This window comes from Variovorax atrisoli, from assembly GCF_014195185.1.
GTDB classification, from domain to species: domain Bacteria; phylum Pseudomonadota; class Gammaproteobacteria; order Burkholderiales; family Burkholderiaceae_C; genus Variovorax; species Variovorax atrisoli.
On sequence record NZ_JACIBG010000010.1, the window covers coordinates 72,552 to 89,210 of the forward strand.

18 protein-coding genes are annotated in these 16,659 nt (G+C 66.7%); 4 read left to right on the forward strand and 14 right to left on the reverse strand.

Annotation, left to right across the window (positions count from 1 at the left end; translation table 11 throughout):
- Window positions 1-23: 23 nt before the first annotated feature.
- The gene (locus tag FHY06_RS29220) at window positions 24-752 is read left to right on the forward strand and encodes an alpha/beta fold hydrolase (protein ID WP_184607188.1); all 729 of its coding nucleotides are present in this window, start codon (window positions 24-26) and stop codon (window positions 750-752) included.
- Window positions 753-762: 10 nt separating this feature from the next.
- Here the strand turns inward: FHY06_RS29220 and FHY06_RS29225 are convergent, their stop codons facing one another.
- The 10 genes from FHY06_RS29225 to FHY06_RS29270 all read right to left on the reverse strand — a co-directional run bounded on the left by FHY06_RS29225 (window position 763) and on the right by FHY06_RS29270 (window position 8,132).
- Window positions 763-1,380: a 3'-5' exonuclease gene (locus FHY06_RS29225; RefSeq protein ID WP_184607189.1), complete on the reverse strand. Its 618-nt coding sequence runs from the start codon at window positions 1,378-1,380 to the stop codon at window positions 763-765.
- Window positions 1,377-1,817, reverse strand: a complete 441-nt coding sequence (locus tag FHY06_RS29230) for a TfoX/Sxy family protein (protein WP_019655799.1) — start codon at window positions 1,815-1,817, stop codon at window positions 1,377-1,379. The genes FHY06_RS29225 and FHY06_RS29230 overlap by 4 nt, the downstream gene beginning before the upstream one ends.
- Before the next feature lie 61 nt (window positions 1,818-1,878).
- A complete protein-coding gene (locus tag FHY06_RS29235) occupies window positions 1,879-2,268 on the reverse strand; it encodes a VOC family protein (protein WP_126185031.1) in 390 nt (129 codons plus the stop codon).
- Between the two features lie 38 nt (window positions 2,269-2,306).
- Window positions 2,307-2,801, reverse strand: coding sequence for a GNAT family N-acetyltransferase (locus FHY06_RS29240; protein ID WP_260310758.1), 495 nt, complete (start codon window positions 2,799-2,801; stop codon window positions 2,307-2,309).
- A gap of 58 nt (window positions 2,802-2,859) precedes the next feature.
- Window positions 2,860-3,738, reverse strand: coding sequence for an S-formylglutathione hydrolase (gene fghA / locus FHY06_RS29245; RefSeq protein WP_184607191.1), 879 nt, complete (start codon window positions 3,736-3,738; stop codon window positions 2,860-2,862).
- Entirely contained in the window at window positions 3,735-4,655 is a 921-nt protein-coding gene (locus FHY06_RS29250; protein WP_132751825.1) for an alpha/beta fold hydrolase, read from the reverse strand. The genes fghA and FHY06_RS29250 overlap by 4 nt, the downstream gene beginning before the upstream one ends.
- A gap of 140 nt (window positions 4,656-4,795) precedes the next feature.
- Window positions 4,796-5,902 carry an S-(hydroxymethyl)glutathione dehydrogenase/class III alcohol dehydrogenase gene (locus FHY06_RS29255; protein WP_019655804.1) on the reverse strand — a complete coding sequence of 369 codons (1,107 nt, stop codon included), beginning with the start codon at window positions 5,900-5,902 and terminating at the stop codon, window positions 4,796-4,798.
- 39 nt (window positions 5,903-5,941) lie between these two features.
- A complete protein-coding gene (locus FHY06_RS29260) occupies window positions 5,942-6,595 on the reverse strand; it encodes a glutathione S-transferase family protein (RefSeq protein ID WP_184607192.1) in 654 nt (217 codons plus the stop codon).
- Window positions 6,592-7,443 (reverse strand): aromatic ring-hydroxylating oxygenase subunit alpha, encoded by an 852-nt coding sequence (locus tag FHY06_RS29265; RefSeq protein WP_184607193.1) that lies wholly within the window; start codon window positions 7,441-7,443, stop codon window positions 6,592-6,594. The genes FHY06_RS29260 and FHY06_RS29265 overlap by 4 nt, the downstream gene beginning before the upstream one ends.
- A 14-nt stretch (window positions 7,444-7,457) precedes the next feature.
- Window positions 7,458-8,132 carry a Rieske 2Fe-2S domain-containing protein gene (locus FHY06_RS29270; protein WP_184607194.1) on the reverse strand — a complete coding sequence of 225 codons (675 nt, stop codon included), beginning with the start codon at window positions 8,130-8,132 and terminating at the stop codon, window positions 7,458-7,460.
- Between the two features lie 111 nt (window positions 8,133-8,243).
- Here FHY06_RS29270 and FHY06_RS29275 point away from each other — a divergent pair, with 111 nt between their 5' ends.
- Entirely contained in the window at window positions 8,244-9,212 is a 969-nt protein-coding gene (locus FHY06_RS29275; RefSeq protein WP_184607195.1) for a LysR family transcriptional regulator, read from the forward strand.
- A 33-nt stretch (window positions 9,213-9,245) separates the two neighbouring features.
- A complete protein-coding gene (gene aroQ, locus FHY06_RS29280) occupies window positions 9,246-9,686 on the forward strand; it encodes a type II 3-dehydroquinate dehydratase (RefSeq protein WP_019655809.1) in 441 nt (146 codons plus the stop codon).
- Window positions 9,687-9,801: 115 nt separating this feature from the next.
- Here the strand turns inward: aroQ and FHY06_RS29285 are convergent, their stop codons facing one another.
- The 3 genes from FHY06_RS29285 to FHY06_RS29295 all read right to left on the reverse strand — a co-directional run bounded on the left by FHY06_RS29285 (window position 9,802) and on the right by FHY06_RS29295 (window position 14,712).
- Window positions 9,802-11,355: a SpoVR family protein gene (locus tag FHY06_RS29285; protein ID WP_019655810.1), complete on the reverse strand. Its 1,554-nt coding sequence runs from the start codon at window positions 11,353-11,355 to the stop codon at window positions 9,802-9,804.
- The gene (locus FHY06_RS29290) at window positions 11,352-12,644 is read right to left on the reverse strand and encodes a YeaH/YhbH family protein (RefSeq protein WP_019655811.1); all 1,293 of its coding nucleotides are present in this window, start codon (window positions 12,642-12,644) and stop codon (window positions 11,352-11,354) included. The genes FHY06_RS29285 and FHY06_RS29290 overlap by 4 nt, the downstream gene beginning before the upstream one ends.
- Before the next feature lie 145 nt (window positions 12,645-12,789).
- Window positions 12,790-14,712 (reverse strand): PrkA family serine protein kinase, encoded by a 1,923-nt coding sequence (locus FHY06_RS29295; protein ID WP_020723179.1) that lies wholly within the window; start codon window positions 14,710-14,712, stop codon window positions 12,790-12,792.
- Between the two features lie 74 nt (window positions 14,713-14,786).
- Between FHY06_RS29295 and FHY06_RS29300 the strand changes: the two genes are divergently transcribed.
- On the forward strand, window positions 14,787-15,149 hold the full coding sequence (locus FHY06_RS29300; protein WP_221404434.1) for a hypothetical protein: 363 nt from the start codon (window positions 14,787-14,789) through the stop codon (window positions 15,147-15,149).
- A gap of 348 nt (window positions 15,150-15,497) precedes the next feature.
- Here FHY06_RS29300 and dnaJ read toward each other — a convergent pair whose 3' ends face one another.
- The gene (gene dnaJ, locus FHY06_RS29305) at window positions 15,498-16,628 is read right to left on the reverse strand and encodes a molecular chaperone DnaJ (RefSeq protein WP_019655813.1); all 1,131 of its coding nucleotides are present in this window, start codon (window positions 16,626-16,628) and stop codon (window positions 15,498-15,500) included.
- Window positions 16,629-16,659: the final 31 nt, after the last annotated feature.

Sequence of the window (16,659 nt, forward strand, 5' to 3'; positions counted from 1 at the left end):
CGAAACAACGAAAGAGACTTCCCATGTCCGATACCTATGTCCTGGTCCACGGCGCGTGGCACACCGGCGCCGAGATCGAAGCCGTGGCCGACGGCGTGCGCGCGGCCGGCCACACCGTGTACTGCCCCACGCTGGCGGGCAACAACCCCGGCGACGACCGCTCCAGCACCGGCCTCGAAGACGCCATCGCCTCCGCCGTGCGCTACATCGAGGAAAAGGGCCTCACGCAGGTGCGCCTCGTGGGCCACAGCTACGGCGGCATGGTGATCTCGGGCGTGGCCGACCGCATCGCGCACAGGCTCAAGCGGCTGGTCTACATCAACGCCTTCGTGCCGCTGGACGGCGAATCGCTCAACGACATGGTGCCGCCGCACTACGTGACGCTGTTCGACGCCGTCGCCGCGGGCAACGGCAACGCGGTGACGCTGCCCTTCGAGATCTGGCGCGAGGCCTTCATCAACGACGCCGACTTCGCGACCGCGCAGGCCGCCTACGAGAAGCTCAACCCCCATCCGTATCGCACCTTCACGGACAAGATCCGCCTGAGCCAGCCGCTGGCGGCGCTGGCGCTGGGCAAGTCGTACCTGAACTGCCAGCAGGACACCGCGATGCCGCACGGCCTGCCGTGGCATCCGCGCCTGTCGGAGCGGCTGGGCCTGTTCCGTCTGGTGGAGTGCCCGGGCAGCCACGAGATGTTCTTCTCGAACCCCAAGCGGCTGGCGCAGGCGATCATCGAGGCCGGGCGCGACTGAGCCCTCCGGATCAGCCGCCGCCGAAGAGCGCGTCGTACACGCGGATCGACGCCCAGGCGTCGTTCGCCGCATAGCGGACCTGTGCCTCGGTGAGCTGCCGGTTGGCCCAGTTCGAGGTGGTCGCCTTGCGCGACTTGACGAAGCGGCGGCCGAACACCAGCGCCACCGCCGCCTTCACGCCCACCGACCTGCGGTAGCCGCGGCGGCGGAACTCGTCGTCGATGTCGAACACGGCCTTCGGCTCGAGGTTCAGCCGGTTGCGGATCAGCGTGAGGTCGCCCGACAGGCCGAAGCCGACCTTGCGCAGTTCGGTCGAGGCGATCAGCGCGGCCACCACCGGGTTGCACTCGGTGCGGTGCAGCTGGAACAGCCAGGCCGCATCGCGCGTGGCGAACTGCACCACGTGCGGCCCGCCCGACACCTCGTTCTTCGCGAAGGTGGGTTTCGATTCGGTGTCGAAGCCCGCGATGCCGGCCGCCAGCAGCGTGGCGGCGGCGCGCTCGGCTTCCTGCAGCGTGGAGACGACCACGATGTTCGCCGTGGCCAGGCTTTCGAAGGGATCGAGCAGCGCGATCTGTTCGCGCTCGAGCAGGGGCGGGAGCGTGGGATAGGTGCGGCGCTCGTTCACCGGGAGGCCGCTTTCGCCGTCGGTTTCTTTTTCTTCACGGGGGCTTTCTTCGCTGCTGTCTTCTTGGCCGCGGCCTTCCTTGCAGCCGGCTTGCGGGGCTTTTTCGGCTTGGGTGGCTGGCCCGAGCGCAGCGCCGCCTCGTAGGCCAGCCGGCCCCAGCGCGCAGCCTCCTCGCGATCCTCGAAGAGATCGGCCGGGGCGAGCCGGTAGGACATCGGCATCGCCTTGCCCTGGCGCATGTAGGTGAAGGGCTGCAGGTTCAGCCTGTCGAAATGCACGGCGCTTTCCGCGTCGGACTTGAGGTAGAGCGTCTCGTCGGCGACCAGCGCGATCATCCGGCCCTCGTGCCAGACGCCGTGGCCGCCGAACATGCGCTTCGTCTCGATGCGGCCGAGGCGCTCGAAGACCTCGTGCAGGCTCTGGACGAACTCGCTCATCGGAGTACCCCCGTGCTTCGCACCATGGCGCGAGCTTGCCTGGGACGGCACGGCGCGGCGCTCATGCGGTGATCTCGATGCGGTTGCCGTCCGGGTCGAGCACCACGCTCTCGTAGTAGCCGTCGCCGGTGCGGCGCGGGCCGTCGAGCAGCGGGTAGCCGTCGGCCTTCAGGCGTTGCGTGAGCGCGTCCACGGCGGCGTCGGAGCCCACGCTGATCGCGAGGTGCGTCCAGCCCATGCGCTGGGCGCCGGGTTCGGCCGGCACGGGCGCGAGCGTGCTGGTGGTCATGGCCTCGATGCGCGCGCCGTCGCCCAGGCTCAGGAAGCAGGAGGCGAAGCCCTTGGCCGGGTTGACGTAGCCGGCGCCGGCGGTGGCGCCGAAGTAGTCGACGTAGAAGCGCTTGCAGCGTTCGAGATCGTTGGTCCAGAGTGCGATGTGGTCGATGCGCATGGTGCTGCGAGGAATGAGAGAGGGGCCGAGGCCTGTCGTCAGCCGATGCGCCATGGCGGGCGCGAGGGCGACCAATGGTAGGCGATGCGTTCGCGCCCGCTGGTGGGGTGGCGGTCGGCTGCGCCGCGCTCCAGCCCGTAGCGTTCGTAGAAGCGCTGGGCCGATGTGTTGGTGGCCGCCACGTGCAGCCGCCAGCCGTTGGGAATGCGCACGCAGGCTTCGTCGAGCAGCGCCTTGCCCAGGCCCTGGCTGCGCAGGTGGGGCTCGACGAAGAGCTGGGCCACGTACTCGCGCCGAGCCAGCAGCACCATGAAGGCCAGCACCTGGCCTTCGCGCTCGGCCACCACCACTTCGGCGGGCGGGCCGAACTCGGTGTGCACGCGATGCAGCCAGTGGGCGATGGGCTCGACGTGCGCGACGTCGCGGTTGGCCGCGATCCATGCGCGGCGCCAGATGCCTGCCAGCACCATGTTCTCCTCGGCGCCGCCTTTGCGCGACCGCAGGTGGAAAGCCGGAATCTGGGCGGCGGACATGATGCGTTTCATCATACGGCGCGGTGGCGCCGCGGTCGATGAGGCGGCCTGCGAACGCTCAGGCGCGCAAGGTCTGCGCGTGGTGGGCGATGTGGTCGGCCATGAAGCTCTGGATGAAGTAGTAGCCGTGGTCGTAGCCCGCGTGGCGGCGCAGCGTGAGCGGCTGGCCGGCGGCGAAGCAGGCGGCCTCGAAGATCTCGGGGTGCAGCTGCTCGGCCAGGAATTTGTCGTCCAGCCCCTGGTCGATGAGGATGCCCTGCGGGTAGGGCGCCGTGACCTGCGACTTCATGAGCGCGCTGGCATCGTGCGCCAGCCACTGCGCGCGGTCGGCGCCGGGCTCGCCCAGGTAGCCCGCGAAGGCCTTCTCGCCCCATGGGCACTGGGTGGGCGCGCAGATCGGCGCGAAGGCCGACAGCGACCTGAAGCGCCCCGGATGCCGCAGCGCCAGCGTCAGCGCCCCGTGGCCGCCCATCGAGTGGCCGAAGATGCCGATGCGCTCGCCGTCGATCGGAAAGTGCCGGGCCACCAGCGGCAGCAGCTCCTGCACGATCCAGCTTTCCATGCGCCAGTGCGTGGCCCATGGTTCGGCCAGCGCGTCGAGATAGAAGCCGGCGCCGATGCCGAAGTCCCAGTTGTCCTTGGCGCCCGGGATGCCTTCCACTTCCGGGCCGCGCGGGCTGGTGTCGGGTGCGATCAGCGCGATGCCCAGGCTGGCCGCCATGCGCTGCGCGCCGGCCTTGATGGCGAAGGTCTCCTCGTTGCAGGTCAGGCCCGCGAGGTAGAGCAGGGCCGGCACGCGCTCGTGCGCGGCCTGCGGCGGCAGGTAGACCGAGAAGCGCATCGGCAGGCCGATCTCGAGCGAACGGTGCTCGACGAAGCGCTGCAGGCCGCCGAAGGCGCGGTGCTCGGAGAGCAGCTTGGGGGTGTTGTCGGTCATTGAGGTTTCTTGTCGTTGGCGCGCAGCGCCGGCACGAGCTCGAGCACGGCGTCGGCGAAGGTGCGGGGCGCTTCCTGCGGCAGGTTGTGGCCGGCGCCCGGCACGAGCCGGTGCGAGCGCGGGCCGCCGAAGCGGTGGGCGTGGGCGGAGGCATCGGCCGGCGGGCGCACGCCGTCGTCGATGCCGTCGAAGGTGATGGCGGGCGCGGTGATCGTGGGCTGGGCCGCGAGGCGGCGCTCGATGTCGGCGTACGCCGGATCGCCCGGCACCAGGCCGAAGCGATGCCGGTACGACTGGATCACCACGTCCACGAAGTCGGGATGGTCGAAGGCGGCGGCGCTGCGCTCGAAGGTGGCGTCGTCGAACTTCCAGGTGGGCGACCAAAGCTTCCACAGCAGCTTCGTGAACGCCCTGCGGTCCTTCTGCAGGCCGGCGCGCCCGCGCTCGCTGTGGAAGTAGTACTGGTACCAGAGGCTATGCTCGTTCTCGGGCGTGTCGGGCTCCATCGCCTTGGCGATGTTCTGGATGTTGTAGCTGTTGAGGGACACCAGCCCCGCGCAGCGCTCGGGCCACAGCGCCGCGACCACGCAGGCCGCACGGCCGCCCCAGTCGTAGCCGGCGAGCACGGCACGCTCGATCTTCAGCGCGTCGAGCAGCGCAAGCAGGTCGGCGCCCAGCGCAGCCTGCTCGCCCGAGCGCGGTGTCGCCTCGCTCAGGAAGCGCGTGGGACCGTAGCCGCGCAGGTACGGCACGATCACCCGGCAGCCCGCGTCGGCCAGCATCGGCGCGACCTCGGCATAGGTGTGGATGTCGTACGGAAAGCCGTGCATCAGCAGCACAGGCGGACCGTCGGCGGGGCCGGCTTCGTAGTAGGCCACTTCGAGGACGCCCGCCTCGATCCTGCGCAGGGGTTCCATTCTTTCCGTCACGAGATCATCTCCAGTGAATGAGTAGATGCCTTTGCCAGGAACACCGCGGAACCGGCTTCGCCGAGCCGCAGGTGTTGCCCCCTGCAAGGGGGTTGGCGCAGCGACACGAAGTGCGCGAAGCCTGGGGGTTAGTAGATCACCACGCCGCGGATCGACTCGCCGCGCTTCATGAGGTCGAAGCCGTCGTTGATCTTCTCCAGCGGCATGGTGTGCGTGATCAGGCTGTCGATGTCGATCTTTCCTTCCATGTACCAGTCGACGATCTTCGGCACGTCGGTGCGTCCGCGCGCGCCGCCGAAGGCCGAGCCTTCCCACTTGCGGCCGGTGACCAGCTGGAACGGGCGGGTGCTGATCTCGGCGCCGGCCTCGGCCACGCCGATGATGATGCTGCGGCCCCAGCCCTTGTGCGTGCACTCCAGCGCCTGGCGCATCACCTTGGTGTTGCCGATGCACTCGAAGCTGTAGTCCGCGCCGCCGTCGGTCAGCTGCACGATCGCGTCGACGATGTTCTCGTGGTCCTTCGGGTTCAGGAAGTGCGTCATGCCGAACTTGCGCGCCATCTCCTCGCGAGCGGGGTTCAGGTCGATGCCGATGATCTTGTCGGCGCCCACCATCTTGGCGCCCTGGATCACGTTCAGGCCGATGCCGCCGAGGCCGAACACCACCACGTTGGCGCCGGCTTCCACCTTGGCGGTGAAGATCACCGCGCCGATGCCGGTGGTCACGCCGCAGCCGATGTAGCAGACCTTGTCGAAGGGTGCGTCCTCGCGGATCTTGGCCAGCGAGATCTCGGGCGCGACGGTGTAGTTGCTGAAGGTGCTGGTGCCCATGTAGTGGGCGATGGGCTTGCCGTCGAGGCTGAAGCGGCTGGTGCCGTCGGGCATCAGGCCCTTGCCCTGGGTGCCGCGGATGAGCTGGCACAGGTTGGTCTTGCGGCTCAGGCAGAACTTGCACTGGCGGCATTCGGGCGTGTACAGCGGAATGACGTGGTCGCCCTTCTTCAGGGTGGTGACGCCGGGGCCGACGTCCACCACGATGCCTGCGCCCTCATGGCCCAGGATGGCGGGGAAGATGCCCTCGGGGTCGGCGCCCGAGAGGGTGTAGTAGTCGGTGTGGCAGATGCCGGTGGCCTTGATCTCGACGAGCACTTCGCCGAATTTCGGGCCCTCGAGGTCCACTGTTTCGATAGTGAGCGGGGCGCCGGATTTCCAGGCGACGGCGGCTTTGGTCTTCATGATGTTCGATCTCGGAAGCGGGGGGATGGAAGAGGATTCTCAGGCAGGTCCAGCAGGGAAGATACCCGACATGCCGATGAACCCGGGCAGGTGGCGGAAATCCCAGACCCAGTTTCGCAACGCGGGAAACTCGTCGAGCGAGATGCCGCCTTCGCCCGCGAGCGCCACGTAGGGAAAGCAGGCGAGGTCGGCAATGGTCGCATCGGGCGCCGACGCGAGCCAGCGCAGGCCTTCGGTGGCGCGTTCGGCGAGGTGGTCGTCCAGCACGCGGAAGACGGCGCGCGCGCCCGCGCGGCAGGCATCGATGTCGAGGTGGTGATAGCCCAGGGCGTCGTGCAGCCGCGCGGCCGAGGCGGTGCGGGTGATCTCGTCGGCGGTGGCGAGCCACTGGGCGACTTCGCCGCGCAGGCTCGGCTTGTCGGGGTACCAGCGGCCTCCTGCGTCGTAGCGGCTCGCGAGATAGACCAGGATGGCCTGCGCGTCGCGCAGCATGAAGCCGGCGTCGTCGATCACCGGCAGCTGGCCCAGCGGATTGACGTCGGCGACGAACGCTGCCGACTTGTGCTCGCGGCCTGGAAAGAAATCGACCGGCACCGTCTGGTACGCCAGGCCAAGCCAGGCCAGCATCTGCCGCACCTTGAAGCAGTTGCCCGAGAGCGGGTAGTCGTAGAGCTTCAGCGTCGCCGTCGTCATGCCGCGGCCCTCACGCCGAAGCGCATGCCGCGCTCGCGCAGCCATCGCCGGTAGGTGACGGAGGAGGTGTCGCCGCGTGTGGGCGTCTCGGCGCGGCCTTCGAGCGGCATGCGCTTGAAGGCGTGGTTCTCCAGGATGGGCTTGTCCTGCCCGAAGATGGTGTGCTGGAAGGCGATGAGCTCGGCGTCGGTGGAGTGGTCGTCGTAGCAGGCCAGCAGGGTGTGGGCGACCACGTGTTCCTCGTCGACGGGCTGCAGGAAGATGCCTATCGCATCGAGCTCCCCCGCGCGGAAGCTGCTCTTGTAGAGCATGGCCGAGAAGGGCTGCATCACGCGGTACTTGTAGATGACCTCGCTGCCCGAAGAATCGTGGGCGGCCGAGGCGCGCGGCTGCCAGAAGCGGCAGTCGGTGGCCCAGATCTCGCCGGTGGCCGGTTCCACCTGCACCTGGTACTGCGCCACCTCGGTGTGCGGCACCTTGCCGAGGTAGTCGGCATGCACGAACGGAAAGTGCGCCATGTCCAGGAAATTCTCGATCACGCGCAGGCCTGACACCGCCACGCCGATGCCGCCGCAGTCGACGCGGCGGCGGCCCGGTTCGTCGTGTTCGGGAAAGTCGAAGAGCGGCCGGGCCGGGCGGCCGCTCGGGCAGACCCAGAGATAGCCGTAGCGTCCCTGCACAGTGAGCGGCATGTCACCGAGCCTGCAGCTTGGCGTGCCGTCGGCGCCGGTCGACAACTGCACGGTCTCGCCGAGCAGGCGGGTGGTGCGCGAGGCCGATGGCGCCGGCGCGGGGCCGACGACCAGCCAGTCGTCGAGCATGTTGGGATCGTCGGTGGCGAAGGGCATGGATCTCTCTTTCTTCAGCCGCGGGGCAGGGCTTCGATGTCGGTGCGCAACTGGCGGGCTGCTGTGTGCAGGGCCTTCATGGCGGCCGAGCCGGGCGCCGCCTCGGTCCACAGGTGGATGAAGGCGAGGCCGGGCTGGGCGTCGAGGACGAGCGCGAGGGTTTCCGCGCCGCCGAGCCGGCCGCGCCAGCCTGGCGAGGAGGCCGCCATGCCGTACTGCACGAGCGCCGCCCGCGCAGTGGCGGCGGGCGCGCGCACGGTCAGCGTGCGGCAGAAATGCCAGCCGCCAGGGACGGCATCGCGCAGTTCGTCTGGAACCGGGGGAGCCTCGGGCGAAAGGTTCACCCACAGCATCCCGGCCGCCTCAGCCGTGCCGAAGGTCTTCGCGCAGACGTTGCGCGGCGCCTGCATGGCGGGGTGCGCCGGAATGCTGGTGCACTGCCCGCTGCCCGCCTGGTATTGCCAGCCGTGGTACGCGCAGGCCAGTCGGTTGTCGACGACCTGCCCGAGCGTGAAGCGCACGCTGCGGTGGGGGCAGCGGTTCTCCCAGGCCTGGGCGGTGCCGTCGGCCGCGCGCCAGAGGGCGAGTACCTGGCCTTCGGCGAAGCCGGCGACGATGTTGGCGCCCGGGCGCAGGTCGGCCGAGCGCGCGACGGGGTGCCACGCGGCCGTGTCTTGTGGAGTGTTCATGGATGGATCGTGGGGAGCGAACTGTTCGCCGGTGATACCGTACCGTTTCCGCCGCACCGATGAAAGTCACATGAAGAGACGCTGCTTTTCATTCCTGCAACGCTGGACCGCATGAGCCGTATCGATCTCGCCCTGGTCGAGGCTTTCGTGCTGATCGCCCGCAGCGGCAGCCTGACGAAGGCGGAGAGCCTCTCCGGCGTCTCCAAGGCCACCCTGAGCCGGCAGCTCACGCGGCTGGAGGAGCTGCTGGGCGCGCAGCTGCTGCTGCGCAGCCCTCGCCGCATCTCGCTCACCGAGGCCGGGCACGCCTTTCTCGCACGCGGCGAAGGGCTGCTCGACGAGGTGAAGGGCCGGCTCGAAGAGGCCAGCACCGAGATCCATGCGCTGACGACGGGCGTGTCGGGCAGCCTCTCGCTGCTGTCGGACACGCAGTTCAGCACCTCCTTCGTCTGCCACGTGGTCAAGCTGTTCCTGGAGGCGCATCCGGACGTGCGCTGCCAGCTCGACGTGGCCAACGGCTTCCACGCACCGCGCATCGCCGACGTCGATTGCTACGTGTGCTCCGAGCCGCCCGATGCGCCGAACCTCGTGGCGCGGTTGCTGGGGCGGCTGAACTACGGGCTGTACGCGAGTCCTCAGTACCTCGGGCGGCACGGCATGCCGTCGTCGCCCGACGAGCTGGCGGCGCACCAGTCCATCGTGATGAAGGAATCGGCCGGACGCTCGCAGGTGCTGCTGGTCTCGGGCACGGCCAGCTTCGCCTTCAGGCCAGAGCCGGCCTTCGAAACCAACGACCACTGGGTGATGAAGACCTTCTGCATCGACGGCCTGGGCATCGCGCTGCTGCCGGCCTTCTTCGTGCGGCCCGAGCTGGAGCAGGGCGTGCTCGCGCCGGTGCTGCCGCAGTGGCAGCCGGAGCCGCGGCGCATCTACTGCGCCTACCAGCGGCAGCGCTACATGGGGCAGAAGCTGCGCTCCTTCGTCGAGCTGATGGCGCGCTGCGTGGTCGACATCGATTCGTACAACTACTACGTCGGCTCGACCGCCGCGCGCGGGCGCAGGACGGCCGCGAGAACATAATCGGCGTCCGTTTGCCAGATTCCGTCAACCATCATGAAGAAAATCCTCGTCCTCAACGGCCCCAACCTCAACCTGCTCGGCACGCGCGAGCCCGAACAGTACGGACGCGACACGCTGGCCGACGTCGAGCGCTTGTGCAAGGAAACGGGTGCGAAGCACGGCGTGGAGATCGAATGCCGCCAGTCGAACCACGAAGGCGTGCTGATCGACTGGATCCAGGAGGCCGGCCGCGAGGTTGCGGCAGGCAACATGATCGGCGTGGTGATGAACCCCGGCGCCTACACCCACACCTCGATCGCGCTGCACGACGCCATCAAGGGCGCGAGCGTGCCGCTGATCGAACTGCACATCTCGAACGTGCATGCGCGCGAGGAATTCCGCCACCACTCGTACATCTCGCCCGCAGCCAAGGGCATCATCGTGGGGCTCGGCGTGAAGGGCTACACCCTCGCTATTGCGGCGTTGGTCTCCTGAAAGCGAATTTTTCGTGGAACACCGCTGAACCGGCTTTGCCGGGCCGCAGGTGTTGCTGCCCCCTGCAAGGGGGAAGGCGCGCGCGACACGAAGTGCGCGAAGCCTGGGGGTTGGCCTAATACAGCTGCTTCGGCGCCGAGGCCTTCCAGCTGCGGCTGATGCGGCCCTGGCTGTCGATGCTCTCCAGATGCACGTCGAAGCCCCAGAGCCGCGCGACGTGCTTGAGCACCTCTTCGGCCGTGTCGTGCAGCGGCAGATTGTTGCGCTGCGTGTGCCGAAGCGTCAGCGAGCGGTCGCCGCGCATGGCCACGTTCCATACCTGGATGTCCGGCTCGCGGCTGCCCATGTCGTACTGGCGTGACAGCGACTCGCGCAGCGCGTGGTAGCCGCTGTCGTCGTGGATGGCGGACACCTCCAGCTCCGATTCGCTCTGGAAGTCGCGGATCGCGAAGAGACGGAAGTCGCGCATCGTCTTCGGGCTCAGGAACTGGCCGATGAAGCTCTCGTCCTTGAAGTTGCGCATCGCATAGTCGAGCGTGCGCAGCCAGTCGGTGCCTGCGAAATCGGGGAACCAGCGGCGGTCTTCCTCCGTCGGCTTCTCGCAGATGCGGCGCAGGTCGGTGTACATCGCGAAGCCCAGCGCATAGGGGTTGATGCCGCTGTAGGCGCGGTGGCCAACCGGCGGCTGGAAGATCACGCCCGTGTGCGAACTCAGCCATTCCATCATGAAGCCGTCGGCGAGCTGGCCGCGGTCGTACATGGTGTTGAGCAGCGTGTAGTGCCAGAAGGTGGCCCAGCCCTCGTTCATGACCTGGGTCTGGCGTTGCGGGTAGAAGTACTGCGCGATCTTGCGCACGATGCGCACCACCTCGCGCTGCCACGGCTCCAGCAGCGCGGCGTTCTTCTCGATGAAATAGAGCAGGTTCTCCTGCGGCTCCGCCGGGAAGCGCCTGGCGGCATCGGCCTCGGCCGCCTGCTCGCTCCTGCGCGGCAGCGTGCGCCAGAGGTCGTTCACCTGCTGCTGCATGTGGCGCTCGCGCTCGGCGCGCTGGGCGGCCTCCTGCGCCAGCGAACGCTTCTGCGGACGGCGATAGCGGTCGACGCCGTAGTTCATCAGCGCATGGCAGGAATCGAGCAACTCCTCGACTGCATCGAGGCCGTGGCGCTCCTCGCACTCGGCGATGTAGTGCCGCGCGTAGACAAGGTAGTCGATGATGGACGAGGCGTCCGTCCACATCCGGAACAGGTAGTTGCCCTTGAAGAAGCTGTTGTGTCCGTAGGCCGCGTGGGCGATCACCAGGGCCTGCATGGCCATGGTGTTCTCCTCCATCAGGTAGGCGATGCACGGATCGGAGTTGATGACGATCTCGTAGGCCAGGCCCATGTGCCCGCGGCGGTAGTTCTTCTCGGTGGCGATGAACTGCTTCCCGTACGACCAGTGGCGGTAGATCATGGGCATGCCCACGCTGGCGTAGGCATCCATCATCTGCTCGGCGGTGATGATCTCGAGCTGGTTCGCGTACACGTCCAGGCCGTAGCTCCGGGCGGTCTTCGCGATCTCGGAGTGGTAGGTCTCGATCAGCTCGAAGGTCCAGTCCGAAGGGCTGGGCAGGCGCTCCAGCCGCGGCAGGCTGGTGGCGGGGGGAGGGGCGGAGATGGTGTTGTTCATGACGTCACACCTTCCTTCTTGAACAGGTCGCGGAAGACCGGGTAGATGTCCTGCGCCTCGGACACCTTGCGCATGGCGAAGTTGGGCTCCACGCCCTCGAGCTGCTGGTATTCCTGCCACAGGTTCTGCTCGGTCTCGGCCACCTGCACGTAGGCGTAGTAGCGCACCGCCGGCAGGATGTTCTCGACCAGCAGCTCGCGGCAGCGGCCGCTGTCCTGGTGCCAGTTGTCGCCGTCGCTGGCCTGCGCGCCGTAGACGTTCCATTCGCCGCTGGGGTAGCGCGCCTTGATGATCTCGTCCATCAGCACCAGCGCACTCGATACGACCGTGCCGCCGGTCTCGGTGGCATGGAAGAACTCCTCCTCGCTCACCTCCTGTGCCTGGGTGTGGTGGCGCAGGAAGACCAGGTCGATCTTCTCGTAGTGCCGCGTGAGGAACATGTACAGCAGCATGAAGAAGCGCTTGGCCATGTCCTTGCGCGCCTCGTCCATCGAGCCCGACACGTCCATCAGGCAGAACATCACCGCCTTGGCGCTGGGCACGGGCGTCTTCACGCGGTTGCGGTAGCGCAGGTCGATGGGATCGATGTAGGGCACGTGCCGCATGGAGCGGCGCACTTCGGCGATGCGCTCTTCAGTCTCGCGGATCTCCTTCTGGATGAAGGGCTGGTCGGCCTGAGGATGCCGCTGCAGGCTCTCGAGGTGGGCCTCCAGGCGCTTGAGTTCCTTGCGCGGCTCTCCGCCCAGCGCGATGCGGCGGGCGAGGGCCCCGCGCATCGAGCGCACCACGTGCAGGTTGTTGGGGGAGCCGTCGCTGGTGAAGCCGGCGCGGTGGCTCTTCCATTCCGGCACGTCGGCGATCTGCGTGCGGATGAGGTGCGGCAGCGCGAGGTCGTCGAAGAAGACGCGCATGAACTCCTCGCGCGTGAGGCGGAAGACGAAGTCGTCCTCGCCTTCTCCGCTGTCGCTGGCCTCTCCGCTGCCGGAGCCGCTTCCACCGCCGCCTTCGGGCCGCTTGATGCGGTCGCCCTTGAGGTACTCCTGGTTGCCGGGATGCACGTACTCGCGGTCGCCGCCGCGAGCGTGGCCGAACACGGGCTCGGACACGTCGTGGCGCGGCAGCGTCACATCTTCGCCCTGCTCCAGCTCGCGAATGTTGCGGCCGCTGACGGCGCGCCTCACCGCCTCCTGGATCTGCCCCTTGTAGCGCCTGAGGAAGCGCTCGCGGTTGCCGATGGACTTGTTCTTGCCCGACAGGCGGCGGTCGATGATCTGCTGCAGGATGGCCACGATGTGTCTGCTCCCTTAGTGACGGATCAGGCCGCGTCCCTTCGTGAAACGCCGCGGAACCGGCCTTGCCGGGCCGCTGGCGTTGCCCCCTGCAAGGGGGGTGGAGAAGCGACACGAAGTGCGCGGAGCCTGGGGGTGTGCCATATCACGAGCTCTTGCGCACACGCAGATACCACTCGCAGAGCAGGCGCACCTGCTTCGACGTATAGCCCTTCTCGACCATGCGGGTCACGAAGTCCTCGTGCTTCTTCTGCTCGTCGGCGCTGCTCTTGGTGTTGAAGCTGATCACCGGCAGCAGCTCCTCGGTGTTGGAGAACATCTTCTTCTCGATCACCGAGCGCAGCTTCTCGTAGCTGGTCCACGCCGGGTTGCGTCCCGCGTTTCCGGCCCGAGCGCGCAGCACGAAGTTGACGATCTCGTTGCGGAAGTCCTTCGGGTTGCCGATGCCGGCGGGCCGCTCGATCTTCTCGAGTTCGGCGTTGAGCGAGGCGCGGTCGAAGACTTCGCCGGTGTCCACGTCGCGGAACTCCTGGTCCTGGATCCAGTAGTCGGCGTAGGTGACGTAGCGGTCGAAGATGTTCTGGCCGTACTCGCTGTAGCTCTCTAGGTAGGCGGTCTGGATCTCCTTGCCGATGAACTCGGCGTACCGCGGCGCCAGCAGCTCCTTGATGTAGCTGATGTACTTCTGCTCGACTTCCGGCTGGAACTGCTCGCGCTCGATCTGCTGCTCGAGCACGTACATCAGGTGCACCGGGTTGGCGGCGACCTCGGAGCTGTCGAAGTTGAAGACCTTGGAGATGATCTTGAAGGCGAAGCGCGTCGAAACGCCGCTCATGCCCTCGTCGACGCCCGCGTAGTCGCGGTACTCCTGGATCGACTTGGCCTTCGGGTCGGTGTCCTTGAGGTTCTCGCCGTCGTAGACCTGCATCTTGCTGAAGGTGCTGGAGTTCTCGGGCTCCTTCAGGCGCGTGAGCACCGAGAGCTGGGCCATCATGCGCAGCGTTCCGGGGGCGCAGGGGGCGTGGGCCAGCGAGGAGTTGCGCACCAGCTTCTCGTAGATCTTGATCTCCTCCGAGACGCGCAGGCAGTAGGGCACCTTGACGATGTAGATCCGGTCGAGGAAAGCCTCGTTGTTCTTGTTGTTGCGGAAGGCCTTCCACTCGCTCTCGTTGCTGTGGGCGAGCACGATGCCGTCGAAGGGGATGGCGCCGAAGCCCTCCGTGCCCTTGAAGTTGCCTTCCTGCGTGGCGGTCAGCAGGGGGTGCAGCACCTTGATCGGCGCCTTGAACATTTCCACGAACTCCAGCAGGCCCTGGTTGGCCAGGCACAGGCCGCCGGAGTAGGAGTAGGCGTCGGGGTCGTCCTGGGCGTAGGTTTCGAGCTTGCGGATGTCGACCTTGCCGACCAGCGAGGAGATGTCCTGGTTGTTCTCGTCGCCCGGTTCGGTCTTGGCGACCGCGATCTGCCGCAGTACCGACGGATAGCGCTTGACGACCTTGAACTGGCGGATGTCGCCGCCGTACTCCTCGAGCCGCTTGACGGCCCAGGGAGAAAGAATTCGATTCAGGTAGCGGCTCGGGATGCCGTATTCCTTTTCAAGAATCTCGCCGTCCTCGACCGCATCGAAGAGGCCCAGCGGCGATTCGTTGACCGGCGAACCCTGGATGGCGTAGAAGGGAACGTGCTCCATGAGCTGCTTCAGGCGTTCCGCGATCGAACTCTTGCCGCCGCCCACCGGGCCCAGCAGGTAAAGGATCTGCTTCTTTTCCTCCAGCCCCTGGGCTGCGTGGCGGAAATAGGACACCACCTGCTCTATGGCATCTTCCATGCCATAGAACTCCTTGAATGCCGGATAGATCTTGATGACCTTGTTCGCGAAGATCCGCGACAGGCGGGGGTCGTTGCGGGTGTCGACCAGCTGGGGCTCGCCGATGGCCTTGAGCATGCGCTCGGAGGCAGTGGCATAGGCCATGGGATCCCGCTTGCAGATGTCCAGGTAATCCTGCAGCGAGATGACTTCCTCGCGGGTTCGCTCGTAGCGGGCGGCAAAGTTGCTGATCACATCCATGGTCACGCCTCCTTCAGGTCGTTGGGCTTTTGGCCCGATAGCGTGCAGCAAAGGCTTGCGCAACATTTAAAGGTGTGCCTGCCCATGGCTGCATGCCGTGGAAAACTCCCCTACAACAATCTGCTAACAATCAGCATAAAGCAAAGATTGAACCCGGCAAATCATTTGTTAATTCAGAACCACGCTGCCAAGTAAAGTTCCACCAAAATCAAGGAACAAATTTCCGGATTTCAGGTAAATTCAAAGGCTCGCTTTCTTCATTCTCTCCGGGTGAAAACACCTATGCCGAATGGCCGTCGTCCGTTTTTGCCTTTTCTCCGGGAAAAAATCGCCTATTGAGCGGCGAGGCTCAAAAAACAGGCGTTCCTGTTGCAATAACGCGCGATCTGCAGTTCGGTTTATTGCTCAACCCAAAAAAATATAAAAGCAAACCCTGAGCCACCTTCGGATAGGTGGCTCGCGTGAGTCGGTGTCGGTATCGCGCCCGGGCCGGGGTCGGCGTGTTCCTCCTGGTGCAGATGCACCGCATCGGTGCGACCAGGGGTGCAGTGGCCGGTGCACCAGTTCAAGGTGGCCGGTCTGCTCCAGAGATAGGTGGGGATAGCGGGGAGGCTGCTCTCGAGCCCCCGTGTTCAGCGAAGCGGCCCCGGTTCGCTGTTCAACCTCAAGTGGACAGGGGCCAGCCTTTCAGCAGGGCTTGAGCATGCCGAGGCCGGCCATTGCGGCCGGCCCGAAGCACGACGCCGGTCTCCTGCGCAGCGGCAGGCCCGGCGTGTGCAGGACGATCAGCTGAAGAATTCCTTCGCCTTGTCGAACCAGCCCTTGTCGGTGGGGCTGTGCTTCTCGCCGCCCTTCTTGAGCGACTCGTCGAGGTCCTTCAGCAGCTTGCGCTGGTACTCGGTGAGCTTCACCGGCGTCTCGACGCGCACGTGGCAATACAGATCACCCGGGTAGCTCGAGTTCACGCCCTTGATGCCCTTGCCGCGCAGGCGGAACTGCTTGCCGCTTTGCGTGCCCTCGGGAATGTCGATGGCCGCCGCACCCTTGAGCGTGGGCACGTTGATCTCGCCGCCGAGCGCGGCAGTGGTCACGCTCACCGGCACCACGCAGTGCAGGTTGTCGCCGTCGCGCTCGAAGATGTCGTGCTTCTTCAGGCGGATCTCGATGTACAGGTCGCCCGGCGGGCCGCCGTTGACGCCAGGCTCGCCGCTGCCCGTCACGCGCATGCGCTGGCCGTCGTCGATGCCTGCGCGAATCTTCACTTCGAGCGTCTTGTTGCGCTTGATCTTGCCCTGGCCATGGCATGCGGTGCAGGGCTCGGGAATGATCTTGCCGCTGCCGTGGCAGGTGGGGCACGTCTGCTGCACGCTGAAGAAGCCCTGGCGCATCTGCACCGCGCCCGCGCCGTGGCAGGTGGTGCATGTGATGGGCTTGGTGCCGGGCTTCGCGCCCGAGCCGTGGCAGGTCTCGCACTCGTCCCAGGTCGGGATGCGGATCTCGGTGGTCTTGCCCTCGGCTGCTTCCTCGAGGGTGATCTCCATCGCGTAGCTCAGGTCGCTGCCGCGAAAGACCTGCCGGCCGCCGCCGCGGCGGCCGCCGCCTCCGAACACGTCGCCGAAGATGTCGCCGAAGGCTTCCGCGAAGCCGCCGAAGCCTTCGGCGCCCGGGCCGCGCATGTTCGGGTCGACGCCGGCGTGGCCGTACTGGTCGTAGGCCGCGCGCTTCTGGCCGTCGGAAAGCATTTCATAGGCTTCCTTGACCTCCTTGAACTTGGCCTCGGCCTCCTTCGCGGTGTCGCCGTGGTTGCGGTCCGGGTGGTGCTTCATCGCGAGCTTGCGATAAGCCTTCTTGATTTCTTCCTCGCTGGCGTTCTTGGGGACGCCCAGGGTTTCGTAATAGTCGCGTTTGGTGGCCATGGCAGGTCGATCGGGAGATCAGGAGAAGCGG